Consider the following 14,788-nt stretch of genomic DNA (forward strand, 5'->3'; position numbering starts at 1 on the left):
CCTCACTTCTATTATTTATTTTAATAGAAGGTACTAAATTTCGCAAAAGTAACGTTTCTATTCTTACTGTCCTGTTGATAGATTGTGTATAAGTTGTGTTTTATCCCCAACTTATTGACAGGTTGTGAACAAGTCCTGTGAATATCTTCTAAGAAACTTCATATGTCCACCAGCTACCATTACTTTTTACTGGAATATTACTATGTTCTTCACCTTTTTGTGGACGAAATTGCAAGGACTCCAACAAAATATCAACTAAAGGCTGCTGACTGTGGACATATACACATGTTGCGTGATTTTCCTTAGCTATGGTTAAAATTGCTTCAATAATAACTGGCAATCCTTGTGCAGCGCGACTTGTTACGTGCAATTTTTTTAACCAGTGGACTCCATCTTCCATGCTGTCTAAGATGAAACACCCCTCTATTTGCTCATCAATTTGAACGACATAGCCTTTATCCGTTATCAGTGACTTATCCACATCTGGGTTATTGTTTAAAAATTGATCTAATCTCGTATGTGATACATCTTTTGCTAGAATCAATTCCATCTAATTCACCTCTCCAACTGCTAGTTTTCATCTATTAAAACTATGTTATGCATGATTGGTTGGCTTTATGACCACCCAAACCATTCAAATAGAAAGAATTTCGTTTCGACAGGTTTGCCTTCCTTTTCTTTTTCAACAGGTTCTTCGTTCACTGACGGTTTTACTGATGCGACGGATGTTCCATTTGCAAAGTCCAGAAAGCATAAAGGTGGAAAAAGTACACACCACCAATTGGCACCTTTTCCTTCACCAATTGTTATCAAAACTGCTTCATACTCGCCAGCGGGGTATATATAAGAACCATAAAGCTTTGTCGGAAATGTAACATTCGATCCATATTTCACTTCATAGATTGGCTCTTTATTTTCCTTTACCAGTGTTTCAGCTACAATTTTCTTAATCTCAGGAAGCCTCTTCTGAATTAACTTTCTTGCTTCCTTTATATCTGTTATGTCTGCAACCCACGTTGAAATACTAGCATTAACAGCGTCACGAACGGCATGTTTAACTTTTTGGTCACGATCTCCATTACTATTTGCCAAAATCCGTAATCGTATCGCCTCATCCGGAATCACCTGGTAATTGATAGAGTCGTCCGTCGGTTCACTTGCGCCATTTAACGGCATCGATATAAATAAAATAAAAAATATAAGTACAATAAATGCGGTCTTCTTCATTATTTTTCCCCCTCATACGTTTGTTTTAATCAGTATGGGCGGTTAGGAATAATTTTAAACTAGTAAACTAGTAAAAATAATAGAATGTGGTGGGAGAGGGGGTTTATTTTATGTTTTATGGGGGGCTCCTTTTGGGTGGTGGGATAGCTCGACTTCGGGCGGTTCACGATCAACTCCTGGCCGGGGTCGCTCAACTCTTCCTGGCTGCCGCTCAACTCTTGGGCTTGCTCGCTCAACTTGGGGCGGTTCACGATCAACTTCTGGCCGGGGTCGCTCAACTTTTCCTGGCTGCCGCTCAACTCTTGGGCTTGCTCGCTCAACTTGGGGCGGTTCACGATCAACTTCGATGCTATGTTGCTCAACTCCAGAATTCCATTAATATAAAACAATAGATGCTTAGGTTCCCCCTAAGCATCTATTGTTTCATTTTCCCACAACCTTAAATTTTTGCTGAAACAATGCGGTCGTGTCCATTTATATCCTTAATTATTAAAACCTCTGCTTTTGGATACTTATCCTTTAGCAGCTGGGTTACGGCTTGACCCTGTAGATGCCCAATTTCAAAAATAATGCTTTTTTCACCTGGTTGAATGCTATCAATAATATTTTTATATGCGGCCAGGCCATTGTCATCCGCAAACAATGCGAGATGTGGGTCAAACATTTTTACCGTATCAGATAAGGTCTGTTCATCCGCTTTTGCAATATATGGTGGGTTGGAAACAATCAAATCAGGTGTAAAGGAACAGTCATTTAGAGGTTGTAAAAAATCACCTTGTAAGAATGTAACGTTTGCTTTTAGATTTTCTGCATTCTGCCTTGCAACCTTTAAGGCCTGAGGAGAAATATCCGTTGCGTATACGTTGGAATTAGGTAGTTCCAGAGCAAGTGTAATCGCAATTATTCCGCTCCCAGTTCCAACATCAACAATCGTTTGTCCTTTGTCACCTGCAGTTGTAACAATATGCTCAATCAACTCTTCCGTTTCAGGCCTTGGAATGAGTACATCTTTATTTACTTGAAAGTCTCTACCGTAAAATGTTTCTACCCCAGTAATATGCTGAATTGGAATGCCGGTTTCTGCATGCAGTATAATAGATTGTTTGAATTTATCCACAACCTCATCTGCAATATTTTCACGCATATTAGCAAAGAAAGTAGAACGTGAGACTTGTAAATAATGCTGCAATAATAGCTGTCCAACGTTTTCTTCTCTATTGTGTTTTAGTAAAAAAAGAGAAGCCCACTGTAGGACTTCGTATTGATTTATTGTTTTTTTCATTTTATTCACCGATTTGCTCTAACTTTTCGGCTTGTTCTTCCATTTGTAGGGCTTCAATAAACTCATCCAATTTTCCAGTTAAAATCTGATCAAGCTTCTGCACGGTTAAATTAATGCGGTGATCTGTTACACGATTTTGTGGAAAATTATACGTACGAATACGCTCAGACCGGTCTCCAGTTCCGACTGCTGACTTTCTTGACTCGTCATATTTTGCCTGTTCTTCACGCTGGAATTTATCATAAACGCGCGCACGCAAAACAGTCATAGCTTTTTCTTTGTTTTTAATTTGTGATTTTCCATCCTGACATGATACGACAACGCCCGTAGGTAGGTGTGTTAAACGCACTGCTGACATAGTCGTGTTTACACTTTGTCCACCAGGTCCACTTGATGCGAAGGTATCCGTACGAATGTCATTTTCGTGAATTTCAATTTCAACTTCTTCAGTTTCTGGCAATACAGCGACAGTAGCGGTGGAAGTATGAATTCGTCCCCCGGATTCTGTCTCAGGAACACGCTGAACGCGGTGTGCACCATTTTCGTATTTAAGTCTAGAGTAAGCACCTTGACCATTAATCATAAAGATGATTTCTTTAAACCCTCCAACCCCAGTTGAACTCGTTTCAATTACCTCTGTTTTCCAACCTTGTACCTCTGCATAGCGTGAGTACATGCGATATAAATCGGCTGCGAATAAAGCAGCTTCATCTCCACCGGCAGCACCACGAACCTCGAGAATAACGTTCTTGTCATCATTTGGGTCTTTTGGCAATAGAAGAACTTTCATTTTCTCTTCCAATTCCTCTTGTCTCTCCACAAGCTCGGAAATCTCTGCTTTCACCATGTCCTGCATCTCACTATCAAGCTTATCTTCAAGCATTGCTTTGGCATCGTCAAGTTGTTCTCGAACTTCTTTGTATTCACGATAGACCTGAATAACATCTTCCAATCCAGATTGCTCCTTGGAATATTCGCGTAATTTATTTGTATTATTGATAATTTCAGGATCACTAAGCATTTGATTTAATTTATCATAGCGATCTTCTAACGATTGTAAACGTTCTAACAATCCGTCCACCTCTTTCTCATTAACAGTATAATTATAGTATACGATAGTATGTAGGTCAAAGGTGACTTTCCACTGCCTTTTTTTAATGGTGATAAAGTTATAAGTAATTGGTTGATAGTAAAGCTTGGTGATAAGGCCCAGTTACCGACTAGTGAACTTCAAAGTCAAACTTAACTCCGAATTTCTTTCACAGAGTTAAGCTTGACCAGGTTTTTAAGGGTGCCTGAGCTCAATTGTGCGTGGATTTCCTATCCGCCAAACTACGGTAATAGTTTAACAGGAACACTTCATCTATTTTACCATCCTTAACTTCATACACTTTGCCATTCACCATGACTTCATCGTTATAATAAACAATGTAATTAACCTTTTTTTCAATATAGAGATAGATAATGCCAGCCCTCGTTGGCATAAATCCTGTGCTATCAAAACCTTCGTAGTTAAATTGCTTGAAATAGCTTACTAATTTCTGTATTTTCTTTTCATTTATTGTGCTGTGCTCTTTCCCTTTATTTTCAGGGGTGTCTAATATAATTTTATTAATATCTGTTGTATCGCCCGTTAGTATTTCTTCAAATTCTTTTTGACTATTTATAACTGAAACAAGGACCAGCGCAATAAGGATGATGAAGCAACTGATAACTAAACCAACTTTTCTAATCATGTTGATTACCCCTTTGATCGATACAAACTAATTGTATCATAGTTAGGGGTTTTGCTTCACTTATGCCTCATCTTTAAGTGCATGTACTTTTCCCTTTTCATCCTTATAAACAACATGTTCAGATGAGAAATGCACAGGAGAATCAAGCCCTGCAGCTGCTGCTATACGGAATAAGCCCTTTCGCATTGTGATTATATAATTTGCGGTACGCCATTTTTTCTCGTCAATGACAAGTGCTTTTTGCAGATCGGGGTCAGTTGTCGCAACACCTACCGGGCACACATTTGACTCACACTTCAAGGTTTGTATGCAGCCTACAGTTATCATCAGCGCACGCGCAATGTTTACTAAATCAGCTCCCATACCAAGAGCAATAGCTATTCTGTCAGGCGATATTAATTTTCCAGAAGCAATGATTTTAACACGATCCCTCACCCCATATTTTAGTAAAGCTTCATGGACTAGTGGCAATGCAGATTTTATTGGTAAACCAACAGTATCAGCTAGTTCCTGATAGGAGGCACCTGTTCCGCCTTCACCTCCGTCAACAGTAATAAAGTCTGGGCTTTTCCCAGATTCTTTCATGAATTTTGCCAATTCCTCCGCTTCATGCGAACTACCAATAACAACTTTCATACCCACAGGTTTTCCAGTGTGCTCCCGTATCTGTTCGATAAAACCAAGCAGTGATGTTAAGTCACCAAATTCAGTGAATCTATTTGGACTATCAATTGATTTAAATGGTTCCACCCTTCGTATTCTTGCAATTTCTTCTGTTACTTTCTCGCCATCAACATGACCACCACGTGTTTTCGCACCTTGTGCTAATTTAATTTCAAATGCTTTCAATTGTGGAATTTTACTTTTCTCCAATAACTCATCCCAATCGAAATTTCCTTCAACGTCTCGAACACCAAATAAACCGGGGCCAATTTGCATGATAATATCCACGCCACCCTTAAGGTGATATTCCGATAATCCACCTTCACCAGTGTTCATCCAAGTACCTTTCGCAATTCCTAACCCTTCAGAGAGTGCTGTAATTGCTTTCTCCCCAAGAGAACCATAGCTCATTGCAGACATTCCAATTTGCCCCATTACCTTGAATGGGTGTTTTGTGTCTGGTCCAATGATAATCGCATCTTCTTCCTGCAGCAGATAGGCACTCGATTCATGACGTTCTAATCGTTCTTCTCTTGCCGTAAACAATGGATCCTTTATTAACAGATATCGGTCTGTTTCCACTTTTGTCTCCATATTCATTTTTAACTCTTCAGTAAGCGTTGGAAACATGGAATTGCGCACATAAAACCCAGCTTCATCAAAATCTCGCTGTGAACCAAATCCTATTACATCACGTTTGTATTTTGCCTTTCTTACGATATGCTGGAAATCCCTTCTAGAAAATGGCTTTCCTTCATTATCGTTATTGAAAAAATATTGACGTAGTTCTGGTCCAACTTTTTCAAAAAAGTATCTTACTCTACCTACAACAGGATAATTACGTAGGACAGGGTGCTGCTTTTGAGTTCGGTCTACAAAATACACATATAAAACAACACAAATCAGTACAACAACAATTACCGCTACGATAATAAACCCAATAACCGTTATGATATCTGCAAAATTCATTGATTCTCCTGCCTTCCAGAGATATTTTCTGTTAAGGCTAGGATGTTTCATTAATGGCATTACTATACGAATAGAGTGGAAATACGAAATGACACTCAGCAATTTTTAAAGGTTATTTTCTTAAAGATCGTTGTTTGAAAGAAAAAATCCATTAAAACGACGTAGTGACTACTTTTCGACACCTTTCCTGCAGAATAATTCGTTTGGTCAGGAGAAGGCTGAGGCGTTAACCAACGAAAGCGAGTGCCCTTCCGAAGCAGCAGTTGATACTTTCGTGTAACGGTCGATTCCTGGGCTGTGAAGGTTGATTCTGAGGCTGCGACGGTTTATTTTTTCAAAAACCAGGTTAATTACGGGCATGAGGAGCCTCCCTAGGAAGGTTTATTTCCATAGCGGTATGGATGGATCACCGTAGTTTCCATCAACTTACGTAAGAGCCCCCTAAAAAACAAAAAAAGTGCACAAGGCACTTTTTTAAACAGCAGTTCTTGTCAGATTCAACTACTGGGTTTAAGTTTTATTTGGTTAATTTTGATAGTGTTTTTAAAATGGGGTTGCTGGGTTTATTAGGAACCTCGTGGTGATGTCTGCATCTTGGTTCATATGATTCTGACGCCCCAACCAGAATAATTGGATCATCATATGATGCTGGTCTACCGTTAATTAGTCTCTGAGTTCGACTTGCAGGAGATCCACACACCGGACATATAGCATTTAGTTTTGTTACCGATTCACATAATGCCATCAATTTTGGCATCGGTCCAAACGGTTCACCGCGAAAATCAGTATCAAGACCCGCAATAATTACACGAATGCCTTTATTAGCAAGCTCGTCAGCAACATCAACAACACTTTCATCAAAAAATTGAACTTCATCGATTCCAATTATGTCGACACTGCTATCAATATGATCAAGGATTTCCTGAGAGTTTTTTACAGGTCTTGCGATTGTAGAGTTTCCATTGTGGGATACAACAGAATCCTCAGCATATCTATCGTCCAATGCAGGTTTAAATACACGTACTGATAAGTTTCCGTAAGTTGCTCGTCGGACCCGTCTAATTAATTCTTCAGATTTTCCCGAAAACATACTTCCGCAGATTACTTCTACCCAACCACTTTGTTTCATTACGTACATGATGGGTCTCCTTTCAACAATGTTGCCATAAATTTAGTACTTCCGGTTTTCTTTAGTCTACTTATTTTATCATTAAATGTAGATTTATGTAGTGGTAAATATAGTTTATTTTTCTTTTTTTATTAGAAAACTTGGCGTATCGCCAAGCATTAATGGCGAACGCCTTAGTTGCACTTATGCAGCAAGAAAAGTTTTTATACTTTCCTTTTGCAAAATAAAAAACAGGCAAAATTTAGACACTTTGCCTGTTTACTTTATAGCGGTCGCTTGCGCAATCAGCGTTCCACTTTTTATTACAATCCAGTTTCGGCGCTCATTGTCTAGTGACCTTCCCACTCCTCCTTACGATAAGTCAACATCAATTCGCTTTGCTCATTGTGTTTCCTTTATCTCATGCGGAGTAGTCCAGCTCATACGACAATAAAAGAGCGCCTACACTTTTTATTACAATCCAGCTTCGGCTCCTAGAAGCTGCCGTCATAAGCAATTGACACTTTAAACGCCAAAAATCAGGCGTTTTCGGTCTCTTGCTTATGCGTCCGCTTCTGAACAGTCGCCTACACTTTTTATTACAATCCAGTTTCGTGAGCTAGCTGCTCGTGTCGTAAGCATTTCGCAGCTGAGCAAGCTCACTACACTTTTTATTACATATTATATTTTTTCTTGAATCGGTCTACACGGCCGCCGACTTTGTCAGCTTTTTGTTTACCAGTGTAGAATGGGTGTGAATCTGAACTTATTTCTACACGAATCAATGGGTATGAATTACCATCGTTCCATTCAATTGTTTCTTCTGAGTTTTGAGTAGAACCAGTTAGAAACTTGAATTCTGAACTTGTATCAAGAAATACTACTTTTCTGTATTCCGGATGAATGTCTTTTTTCATGTCATTACACTCCTTTTTGCCCTGAGTCCTTTAGAAACAGAGTTATTGTAAGAGCCATCATAGGTTTAATACCTTATCGAAACTCACATAAAGTCATTATACCAGTCAGGTGAGTTGATTGCAATGAAATCTCCTCAAACTATCTACTGAAAAATCATGGTAAATCCACCTGATAGTTTCTTACTATTTTTTTGCGGCACGCCGCTCCATTTCTTCATCCATTTGCTTAAAGAAATCTTCATTATTCTTAGAGCTTTTTAAACGTTTCATAAAGCGTTCAAGGAAGCCATGTGAATCCTGCATTGTTTTTCTGATTGCCCATACTTTATCCAAGTGGGATTTTGGAACAAGCAGTTCTTCTTTTCGGGTTCCAGAACGTAAAATGTCTATAGCTGGGAAAATACGACGTTCTGCCAGGTTACGATCCAGATGTAATTCCATATTACCGGTACCCTTGAATTCCTCATAGATAACGTCATCCATCCGTGACCCTGTATCAACTAGTGCAGTTGCTAAGATAGTGAAACTTCCACCTTCTTCAATGTTTCTTGCTGCACCGAAGAAACGCTTGGGACGATGAAATGCTGCTGGGTCTATACCTCCTGATAACGTTCTACCACTTGGTGGAATTACAAGGTTGTATGCTCTTGCAAGCCTTGTGATACTGTCCATTAGTACAATGACGTCACGCTTGTGCTCTACTAATCGCATTGCTCTTTCAAGTACCAGCTCAGATACTTTAATATGGCTTTCAGGTACTTCATCAAAAGTTGAGCTAACGACATCAACGTCAGGGTGCACAGAACGTTCTATATCTGTAACCTCTTCCGGACGTTCGTCTACTAACAAAATAATTAACTTTGCTGTAGGATGGTTTTTTGAGATACTATTTGCTATTTCTTTTAATAGCATTGTTTTTCCAGCTTTTGGAGGAGCAACAATGAGACCACGCTGTCCAAATCCAACTGGTGTCATTAAATCAATAATTCTAGTAGACAAGTTAGTTGCTTCAATCTCGAGCTTCATATGTCTATCTGGGTACAACGCTGTCAAGGCAGGGAAATGAACACGCTCTTTCGCGCTCTCAGGGTCATCACCGTTTACCGCGTCAACATGCAACAAACCATAATACCGTTCATTTTCCTTTGGTGGGCGTACTTTTCCAGATACTTTGTCACCGTTTCGTAAATCAAAACGACGTATCTGGGAAGCAGATATATAGATGTCCTCTGCACTTGATGAGTAGTTGATTGGACGGAGAAAACCGAAGCCCTCTGAAGGAATTATTTCAAGAATTCCATTCATAAATAAAAACCCGTCTTTTTCTGCCTGTGCTTTTAATATAGAAAAAATAAGTTCACGCTTTGTTAGTTTTGCATAGTAAGAGACTTTATACTCTTTCGCTAGAGCATAAATATCTTTCAATGTTAATGTCTCTAGATTTGATATTGTCAATTCTGCCATAAAAATCACCACACCTATTTATTTTTGATTTCTGCTTTCGGGAAACTTTCTAGTCCTGTAAGTAAAATTAGTTGACCGACTTTTAGAAAAACCAGGATTCGCCTCTATGAAAAAAGGCGCAGTTTTTCCTATACTTAATTCCATGAACTTATAGGTGGAACTTGTAATCGATGTGATTTCCTTTTCTAGTATGAAGATGAATTCATGAAGATAGGAAGAAATGTCGGAAGTAAAAGCTGGAGTATCTTTATTCGTACGGTGTCATTATACTGACGTTTGCCTCACCTTAAATGTTGGATGGACAAGTTTTCTTAGAAAACTTGGCTTTTCGCCAAGCCTTTATGGCCACTTAGTTGCACTTATGCAGCATAGGAGAGTTTTATACTTTCACATCTGCCAAATGTAAACTATCTTATCCAAAATCTACTACTAGTAAACATCTACAATTTTAAACGTTTCACCACCAAGATTCAACTCTATTTTATAAACTGTCACTAGTAATAGATAAGGAAGCCAAGGTTTTATGGCTTCCTCACCGAAATGTTCCTTTATTGTTCCATTACAAGATTTGGCTTTTTCTGTAAGCTGTGTTCACCATCGATAAACCTGACAGTACCACTTTTCGCCCGCATTACAACGGTTTGGGTTGTTGCTTTTGCACCTTTGAATTGTACACCTTTTAACAACTCTCCGTCTGTAACACCAGTTGCAGCGAATATAGCGTCATCTCCACCACAAAAATCCTGCATCGTTAAAACTTTATCAAAATCAGAAATGCCCATTTTCACGCAACGCTCGCGTTCTTCGTCATTTGATGGAATTAATTTGCCTTGAAGCTCTCCACCTAAACATTTTAAAGCAACGGCTGCTAATACCCCTTCAGGAGCTCCACCGATACCAAACAGAATGTCTACACCAGTATCATCAAAAGCAGTGTTCATTGCTGCAGCGACATCACCATCAGAGATCAATTTAATTCTTGCACCCGCATCACGAATCTCTTGAATTAGTTCTGCATGGCGAGGGCGATCAAGGACTGTTGCAACTACATCTTCTATATTTTTACCTTTGGCTTCTGCAACGATTTGTAAATTTTTAAGAGTCGAATAATTAATACTGACTTTACCTACAGATTCAGGTCCTACTGCTAGTTTATTCATGTACATATCAGGTGCATGCAAGAGTGTTTTATGATCTGCAATTGCAATAACTGCTAATGCATTCCAAGTCCCCTGTGCTACGATGTTTGTCCCTTCCAATGGATCAACAGCTACATCAACGCTTGGACCAGTACCAGTTCCAAGACTTTCACCTATATAGAGCATTGGTGCTTCATCCATCTCGCCTTCCCCAATAACAACTGTACCCTTCATCGGGATTGTATCAAAAACGTCACGCATAGCAGATGTTGCTGCGTCATCGGCCTCTTCTTTCTTTCCTCTACCCATCCAACGAGCTGATGATAAGGCCGCAGCTTCTGTTACACGGACTATTTCCATGGTTAAACTTCTTTCCATGATTGATTTCTCTCCCTCTGATTATGTATTTTTAAAAATCCCCAATTCTAGAATCCTCACTGCCTACTAACAAAAAACGTTGACAGTTGAATTTGAACACAAACCTAACACGCCTGACCTAAATTAGGTCAAGAGTGCTGATTTTTAAGAGTTCTGGAATTGTTCAATTTCATGCTCTGACATTTCTTCCCGCCATACATTTGCACCTAAGTTAACTAGTTTTTCCGTAATTTTTTCATAACCACGATCAACGTGTTCGAGTCCTGTAATTTCGGTGATGCCATTTGCCATTAAGCCAGCAATTATTAACGCTGCTCCCGCACGCAGGTCTGATGCTTTTACGCGCGCACCCTCAAGCTGAACTGGTCCTGACACGATTGCTGATCCACCTTCTACTTTAATTATAGCATTCATTCTTCTTAATTCATCAATATGCTTTAATCGGGCAGAATAAATAGTATCAGTAACTACACCTGTGTTGACCGCTTTCGTGAGCAACGTGGTGAATGGTTGTTGTAGATCAGTTGGGAACCCGGGGTATACCAGTGTTTTGATATCAACACTTTTCAATGGCCCTCTTGATGCAATCAAGAGCTGTTCATCACTTTCCTCAACAGTTACACCCATTTCACGAAGTTTTGCAAGTACAGATTCTAAATGCTGCGGGATAACATTATCAATTACCACTTCACTACCCATGGCAGCTGCAGCTATTGCATATGTGCCAGCTTCAATTCGGTCTGGAATTATGGTATGCGTACATCCATGCAGGGAGGAAACACCTTCGATACGAATTTCATCAGTTCCTACACCCTTGATTTTTGCACCCATGTTTGTTAATAGGGTTGCAACATCAATAATTTCCGGTTCTTTAGCAGCATTTTCGATGACTGTTTTCCCTTTAGCTTTAACTGCTGCCAGCATAATATTGATGGTTGCCCCGACACTTGAGACGTCTAAATAGATACGTGCCCCAGTTAGTTCCTTTGCCCGTATATAAATTGCTCCCTGTTCATTGGTAACTACTGCTCCAAGTGCTTCAAATCCTTTAATGTGCTGATCGATCGGCCGTGGTCCTAAATGACAACCACCTGGAAGCCCAATAACAGCTTGATTGAACTTGCCAAGCATTGCCCCCATAAAATAATAGGATGCACGCAGTTTTTTTACTTTGCCATTTGGTAAAGGCATCGAAACCATATGCTCAGGATCGATTGTTACCTTTTGTCCGTCCCACTCGACTTTCCCACCAATTTCTTCAAGCAAGTCTCCAAGTGTGTAGACGTCCGAAATCTCTGGTAACCCCTCAATCGTTACGTCTGAATCAGCTAAAATAGCAGCAGGAAGTAATGCAACTGCACTATTTTTTGCACCACTAATTCTAACTTGACCTTTTAAAAGGTTTCCACCTTCAACTAACATTTTTTGCATTTAAGAACCCTCTTTTCGAGGCTGTCCAAATTTATTTTGAACACTCATGTTTGATTTATTTCCTAGGTTGTACAATTTTTCCAATCTAATACTATACGCTTTGTATTTCTGTTAAACATTGTTAAATAGATTTGGCTTTTTGTTTACTTTTTATTCCAGTCTGCAAGGAACTTTTCAATACCCTGGTCTGTTAAAGGATGTTTTACAAGTTGAGCTAAAATTTTGTATGGGATTGTTGCAATGTGTGCACCGTTTAATGCTGAGTCTGTCACATGTAAAGGATGTCTGATAGAGGCTGCAATAATTTCTGTATCTATTCCATGACGGTCAAAGATTCCAGCAATGGTTGCTATTAAATCCATTCCATCCTGTCCGATATCGTCAAGACGACCTAAGAAAGGAGATACATAGGACGCTCCTGCACGGGCTGCTAAAAGTGCCTGGTTTGCATTAAAAATTAATGTAACGTTCGTTTTAATATTTAAATCACTAAATGCTTTAACAGCTTTTAGTCCTTCAAGCGTCATTGGAACCTTAACTGTTATATTTGGTGCAATAGCAGCTAGTTCCTTACCTTCTTCAATCATACCTTCTGCATCTTCGGCAATCACTTCTGCACTCACAGACCCAGAAACTTCGTCTGTAATTTCTTTTAGGCGGTCATGAAACGAGATACCTTCTTTTGCTACAAGGCTTGGGTTTGTTGTTACTCCAGCTAAAATTCCTAACGCATTAGCAAAACGAATTTCTTCAATATTAGCTGTATCTATAAAAAACTTCATATATTTGTTCTCCTCACTTGTTTAGAAAAACCTCGGTTTGCATTGCAGGACACGAAGTTTATCTAAAAAATTTATTTACTGCTCTTATTATAGCAGTATGGACGTAAGCAAAAAATATGTTTTCTTTTTGCTTACGTATGTTACTACTTAGGCTTTTCCTTATAGGTTACTTATGCTTGTTTAGCTGAACCAAATTCACGCATTTTACCCATAACTGTTTCTTTAATTGCGTCGCGACCAGGACCCATATATTTTCTTGGATCATATTGGTTTGGTTGTTCAGCTAATACTTCTCTGATTTTTTTCGCTTGGGAAATTTGATTTTCAGTATTTACATTAATCTTTGCACTACCTAATGAAATAGCACGTTTAATGTCATTTGTAGGAATTCCTGTTCCGCCATGCAAAACAAGTGGAATATTTGTAAGCTTCATTACCTCTTCCATACGATCAAATCCTAGGTTAGGCTCACCTTTGTAAGGACCATGAACGGAACCTAATGCAGGCGCAAAACAATCTACATTTGTTTCTTTAACAAGTCGCTCACATTCTGATGGAATTGCATAAGCTGCTTCTGCATCATCTACAATTATATCATCTTCTTGTCCACCCACACGACCTAATTCTGCTTCTACAGATACTCCGTGGATATGAGCAAGTTCAACAACTTTCTTTGTTACTGCAATGTTATCATCCAATGGCAGGCTTGAGGCATCAATCATAACTGATGAGAATCCTGCATGAATTGCTTCCGCACATTTTTCAAAGCTCGAACCGTGGTCAAGATGAATAGCTACAGGAACAGTAGTCCCGTATTCTTCCATCAGGGATTTCACCATTGTTACTACTACTTTAAAGCCACTCATGTATTTAGCTGCGCCTTCTGAGACCCCTAGAATCACTGGAGACTTCTCTTCTTCAGCAGCCTGTAGAATTGCTTGTGCATATTCCATATTATTTAAATTGAATTGTCCAACTGCATATCCGTTCTCTTTGCCCTTCTCGAGCATTTCTTTCATTGAAACCAATGGCATTGAAAAGTCCTCCTCTTAGATGAGATGTTCACCTATTTGAATTTAATTAAGCTACATTTAGCTACATTATAAGAATACCAATTAGAGTATCAAGTCGCAACAATAGAGTAGCTTAACTGAGAAATCCACTGACTAAATCCGTCAAAATGGTATATCTTAGAGAAACTTAGTTGCACTTATATTTTCTTATCAGTTTAATATAAGATACTATCTACAATATTACAAACTTCTTGGATATTAAATGGTTTTGCTAGTACATGCTTAACTAATGGACATGAATCTGCTTCTTTTGCCAGTATCTCTGCTAACCCGCTCATCAATATAGCCGGAATCATTAGATTTTCACGTTCAAGTTGTTTTACTACTTGTAACCCATCCATAATTGGTAACTTGTAATCCATTATAACTAAATCAAATTTTTCAGTATGTATATTATCTAAAGCTTCTTTACCTGTATTTGCTGTTGATACTTGATATCCTTCATTTGTGAACACTTCATCTAATAAAAATCGAATACCTGGCTGATCATCTACAACTAAAATATGCTTTTTCATTTCTAATATCCTTAACCTTCCCTCATTTCTTTGAAGAACGCTATCCCTAAATATTAAACTTCTCTATGTAGTGTGATTTTTCCTGCTTTTTCTCTCAAAAATCA

General features: G+C 38.8%; 15 protein-coding genes. All 15 read right to left on the minus strand.

The window, feature by feature from the left end; all coding sequences use genetic code 11:
• Nucleotides 1–148: 148 nt before the first annotated feature.
• Nucleotides 149–550, minus strand: a complete 402-nt coding sequence (locus tag ACOI1D_RS11620) for a hypothetical protein (protein WP_422501455.1) — start codon at nucleotides 548–550, stop codon at nucleotides 149–151.
• A gap of 65 nt (nucleotides 551–615) precedes the next feature.
• The gene (gene spoIIR / locus ACOI1D_RS11625) at nucleotides 616–1,227 is read right to left on the minus strand and encodes a stage II sporulation protein R (RefSeq protein ID WP_422501456.1); all 612 of its coding nucleotides are present in this window, start codon (nucleotides 1,225–1,227) and stop codon (nucleotides 616–618) included.
• Nucleotides 1,228–1,286: 59 nt separating this feature from the next.
• Complete coding sequence (locus tag ACOI1D_RS11630; protein WP_422501457.1) at nucleotides 1,287–1,616, minus strand: hypothetical protein; 330 nt, start codon at nucleotides 1,614–1,616, stop codon at nucleotides 1,287–1,289.
• Between the two features lie 50 nt (nucleotides 1,617–1,666).
• Nucleotides 1,667–2,509, minus strand: coding sequence for a peptide chain release factor N(5)-glutamine methyltransferase (prmC, locus tag ACOI1D_RS11635; RefSeq protein WP_422501458.1), 843 nt, complete (start codon nucleotides 2,507–2,509; stop codon nucleotides 1,667–1,669).
• A gap of 1 nt (nucleotide 2,510) precedes the next feature.
• The gene (gene prfA, locus ACOI1D_RS11640; protein ID WP_422501459.1) at nucleotides 2,511–3,581 is read right to left on the minus strand and encodes a peptide chain release factor 1; all 1,071 of its coding nucleotides are present in this window, start codon (nucleotides 3,579–3,581) and stop codon (nucleotides 2,511–2,513) included.
• A gap of 229 nt (nucleotides 3,582–3,810) precedes the next feature.
• On the minus strand, nucleotides 3,811–4,245 hold the full coding sequence (locus ACOI1D_RS11645; RefSeq protein ID WP_422501460.1) for a hypothetical protein: 435 nt from the start codon (nucleotides 4,243–4,245) through the stop codon (nucleotides 3,811–3,813).
• Nucleotides 4,246–4,305: 60 nt separating this feature from the next.
• Nucleotides 4,306–5,877 (minus strand): FMN-binding glutamate synthase family protein, encoded by a 1,572-nt coding sequence (locus ACOI1D_RS11650; RefSeq protein ID WP_422501470.1) that lies wholly within the window; start codon nucleotides 5,875–5,877, stop codon nucleotides 4,306–4,308.
• 517 nt (nucleotides 5,878–6,394) lie between these two features.
• Nucleotides 6,395–7,015, minus strand: coding sequence for a thymidine kinase (locus ACOI1D_RS11655; RefSeq protein ID WP_422501461.1), 621 nt, complete (start codon nucleotides 7,013–7,015; stop codon nucleotides 6,395–6,397).
• Nucleotides 7,016–7,659: 644 nt separating this feature from the next.
• Nucleotides 7,660–7,902, minus strand: a complete 243-nt coding sequence (locus ACOI1D_RS11660) for a type B 50S ribosomal protein L31 (RefSeq protein WP_422501462.1) — start codon at nucleotides 7,900–7,902, stop codon at nucleotides 7,660–7,662.
• Between the two features lie 183 nt (nucleotides 7,903–8,085).
• Nucleotides 8,086–9,366, minus strand: a complete 1,281-nt coding sequence (rho, locus tag ACOI1D_RS11665) for a transcription termination factor Rho (RefSeq protein ID WP_422501463.1) — start codon at nucleotides 9,364–9,366, stop codon at nucleotides 8,086–8,088.
• A gap of 548 nt (nucleotides 9,367–9,914) precedes the next feature.
• Complete coding sequence (glpX, locus tag ACOI1D_RS11670) at nucleotides 9,915–10,883, minus strand: class II fructose-bisphosphatase (protein WP_422501464.1); 969 nt, start codon at nucleotides 10,881–10,883, stop codon at nucleotides 9,915–9,917.
• 144 nt (nucleotides 10,884–11,027) lie between these two features.
• Nucleotides 11,028–12,314 (minus strand): UDP-N-acetylglucosamine 1-carboxyvinyltransferase, encoded by a 1,287-nt coding sequence (locus tag ACOI1D_RS11675; RefSeq protein WP_422501465.1) that lies wholly within the window; start codon nucleotides 12,312–12,314, stop codon nucleotides 11,028–11,030.
• Between the two features lie 143 nt (nucleotides 12,315–12,457).
• A complete protein-coding gene (gene fsa / locus ACOI1D_RS11680) occupies nucleotides 12,458–13,096 on the minus strand; it encodes a fructose-6-phosphate aldolase (RefSeq protein WP_422501466.1) in 639 nt (212 codons plus the stop codon).
• A gap of 170 nt (nucleotides 13,097–13,266) precedes the next feature.
• The gene (gene fba, locus ACOI1D_RS11685; RefSeq protein WP_422501467.1) at nucleotides 13,267–14,130 is read right to left on the minus strand and encodes a class II fructose-1,6-bisphosphate aldolase; all 864 of its coding nucleotides are present in this window, start codon (nucleotides 14,128–14,130) and stop codon (nucleotides 13,267–13,269) included.
• A 194-nt stretch (nucleotides 14,131–14,324) separates the two neighbouring features.
• Nucleotides 14,325–14,684 carry a response regulator gene (locus ACOI1D_RS11690; protein ID WP_422501468.1) on the minus strand — a complete coding sequence of 120 codons (360 nt, stop codon included), beginning with the start codon at nucleotides 14,682–14,684 and terminating at the stop codon, nucleotides 14,325–14,327.
• Nucleotides 14,685–14,788: the final 104 nt, after the last annotated feature.

It is taken from the genome of Virgibacillus sp. DJP39, assembly GCF_049310925.1.
Lineage (GTDB): Bacteria > Bacillota > Bacilli > Bacillales > Amphibacillaceae > Virgibacillus_F.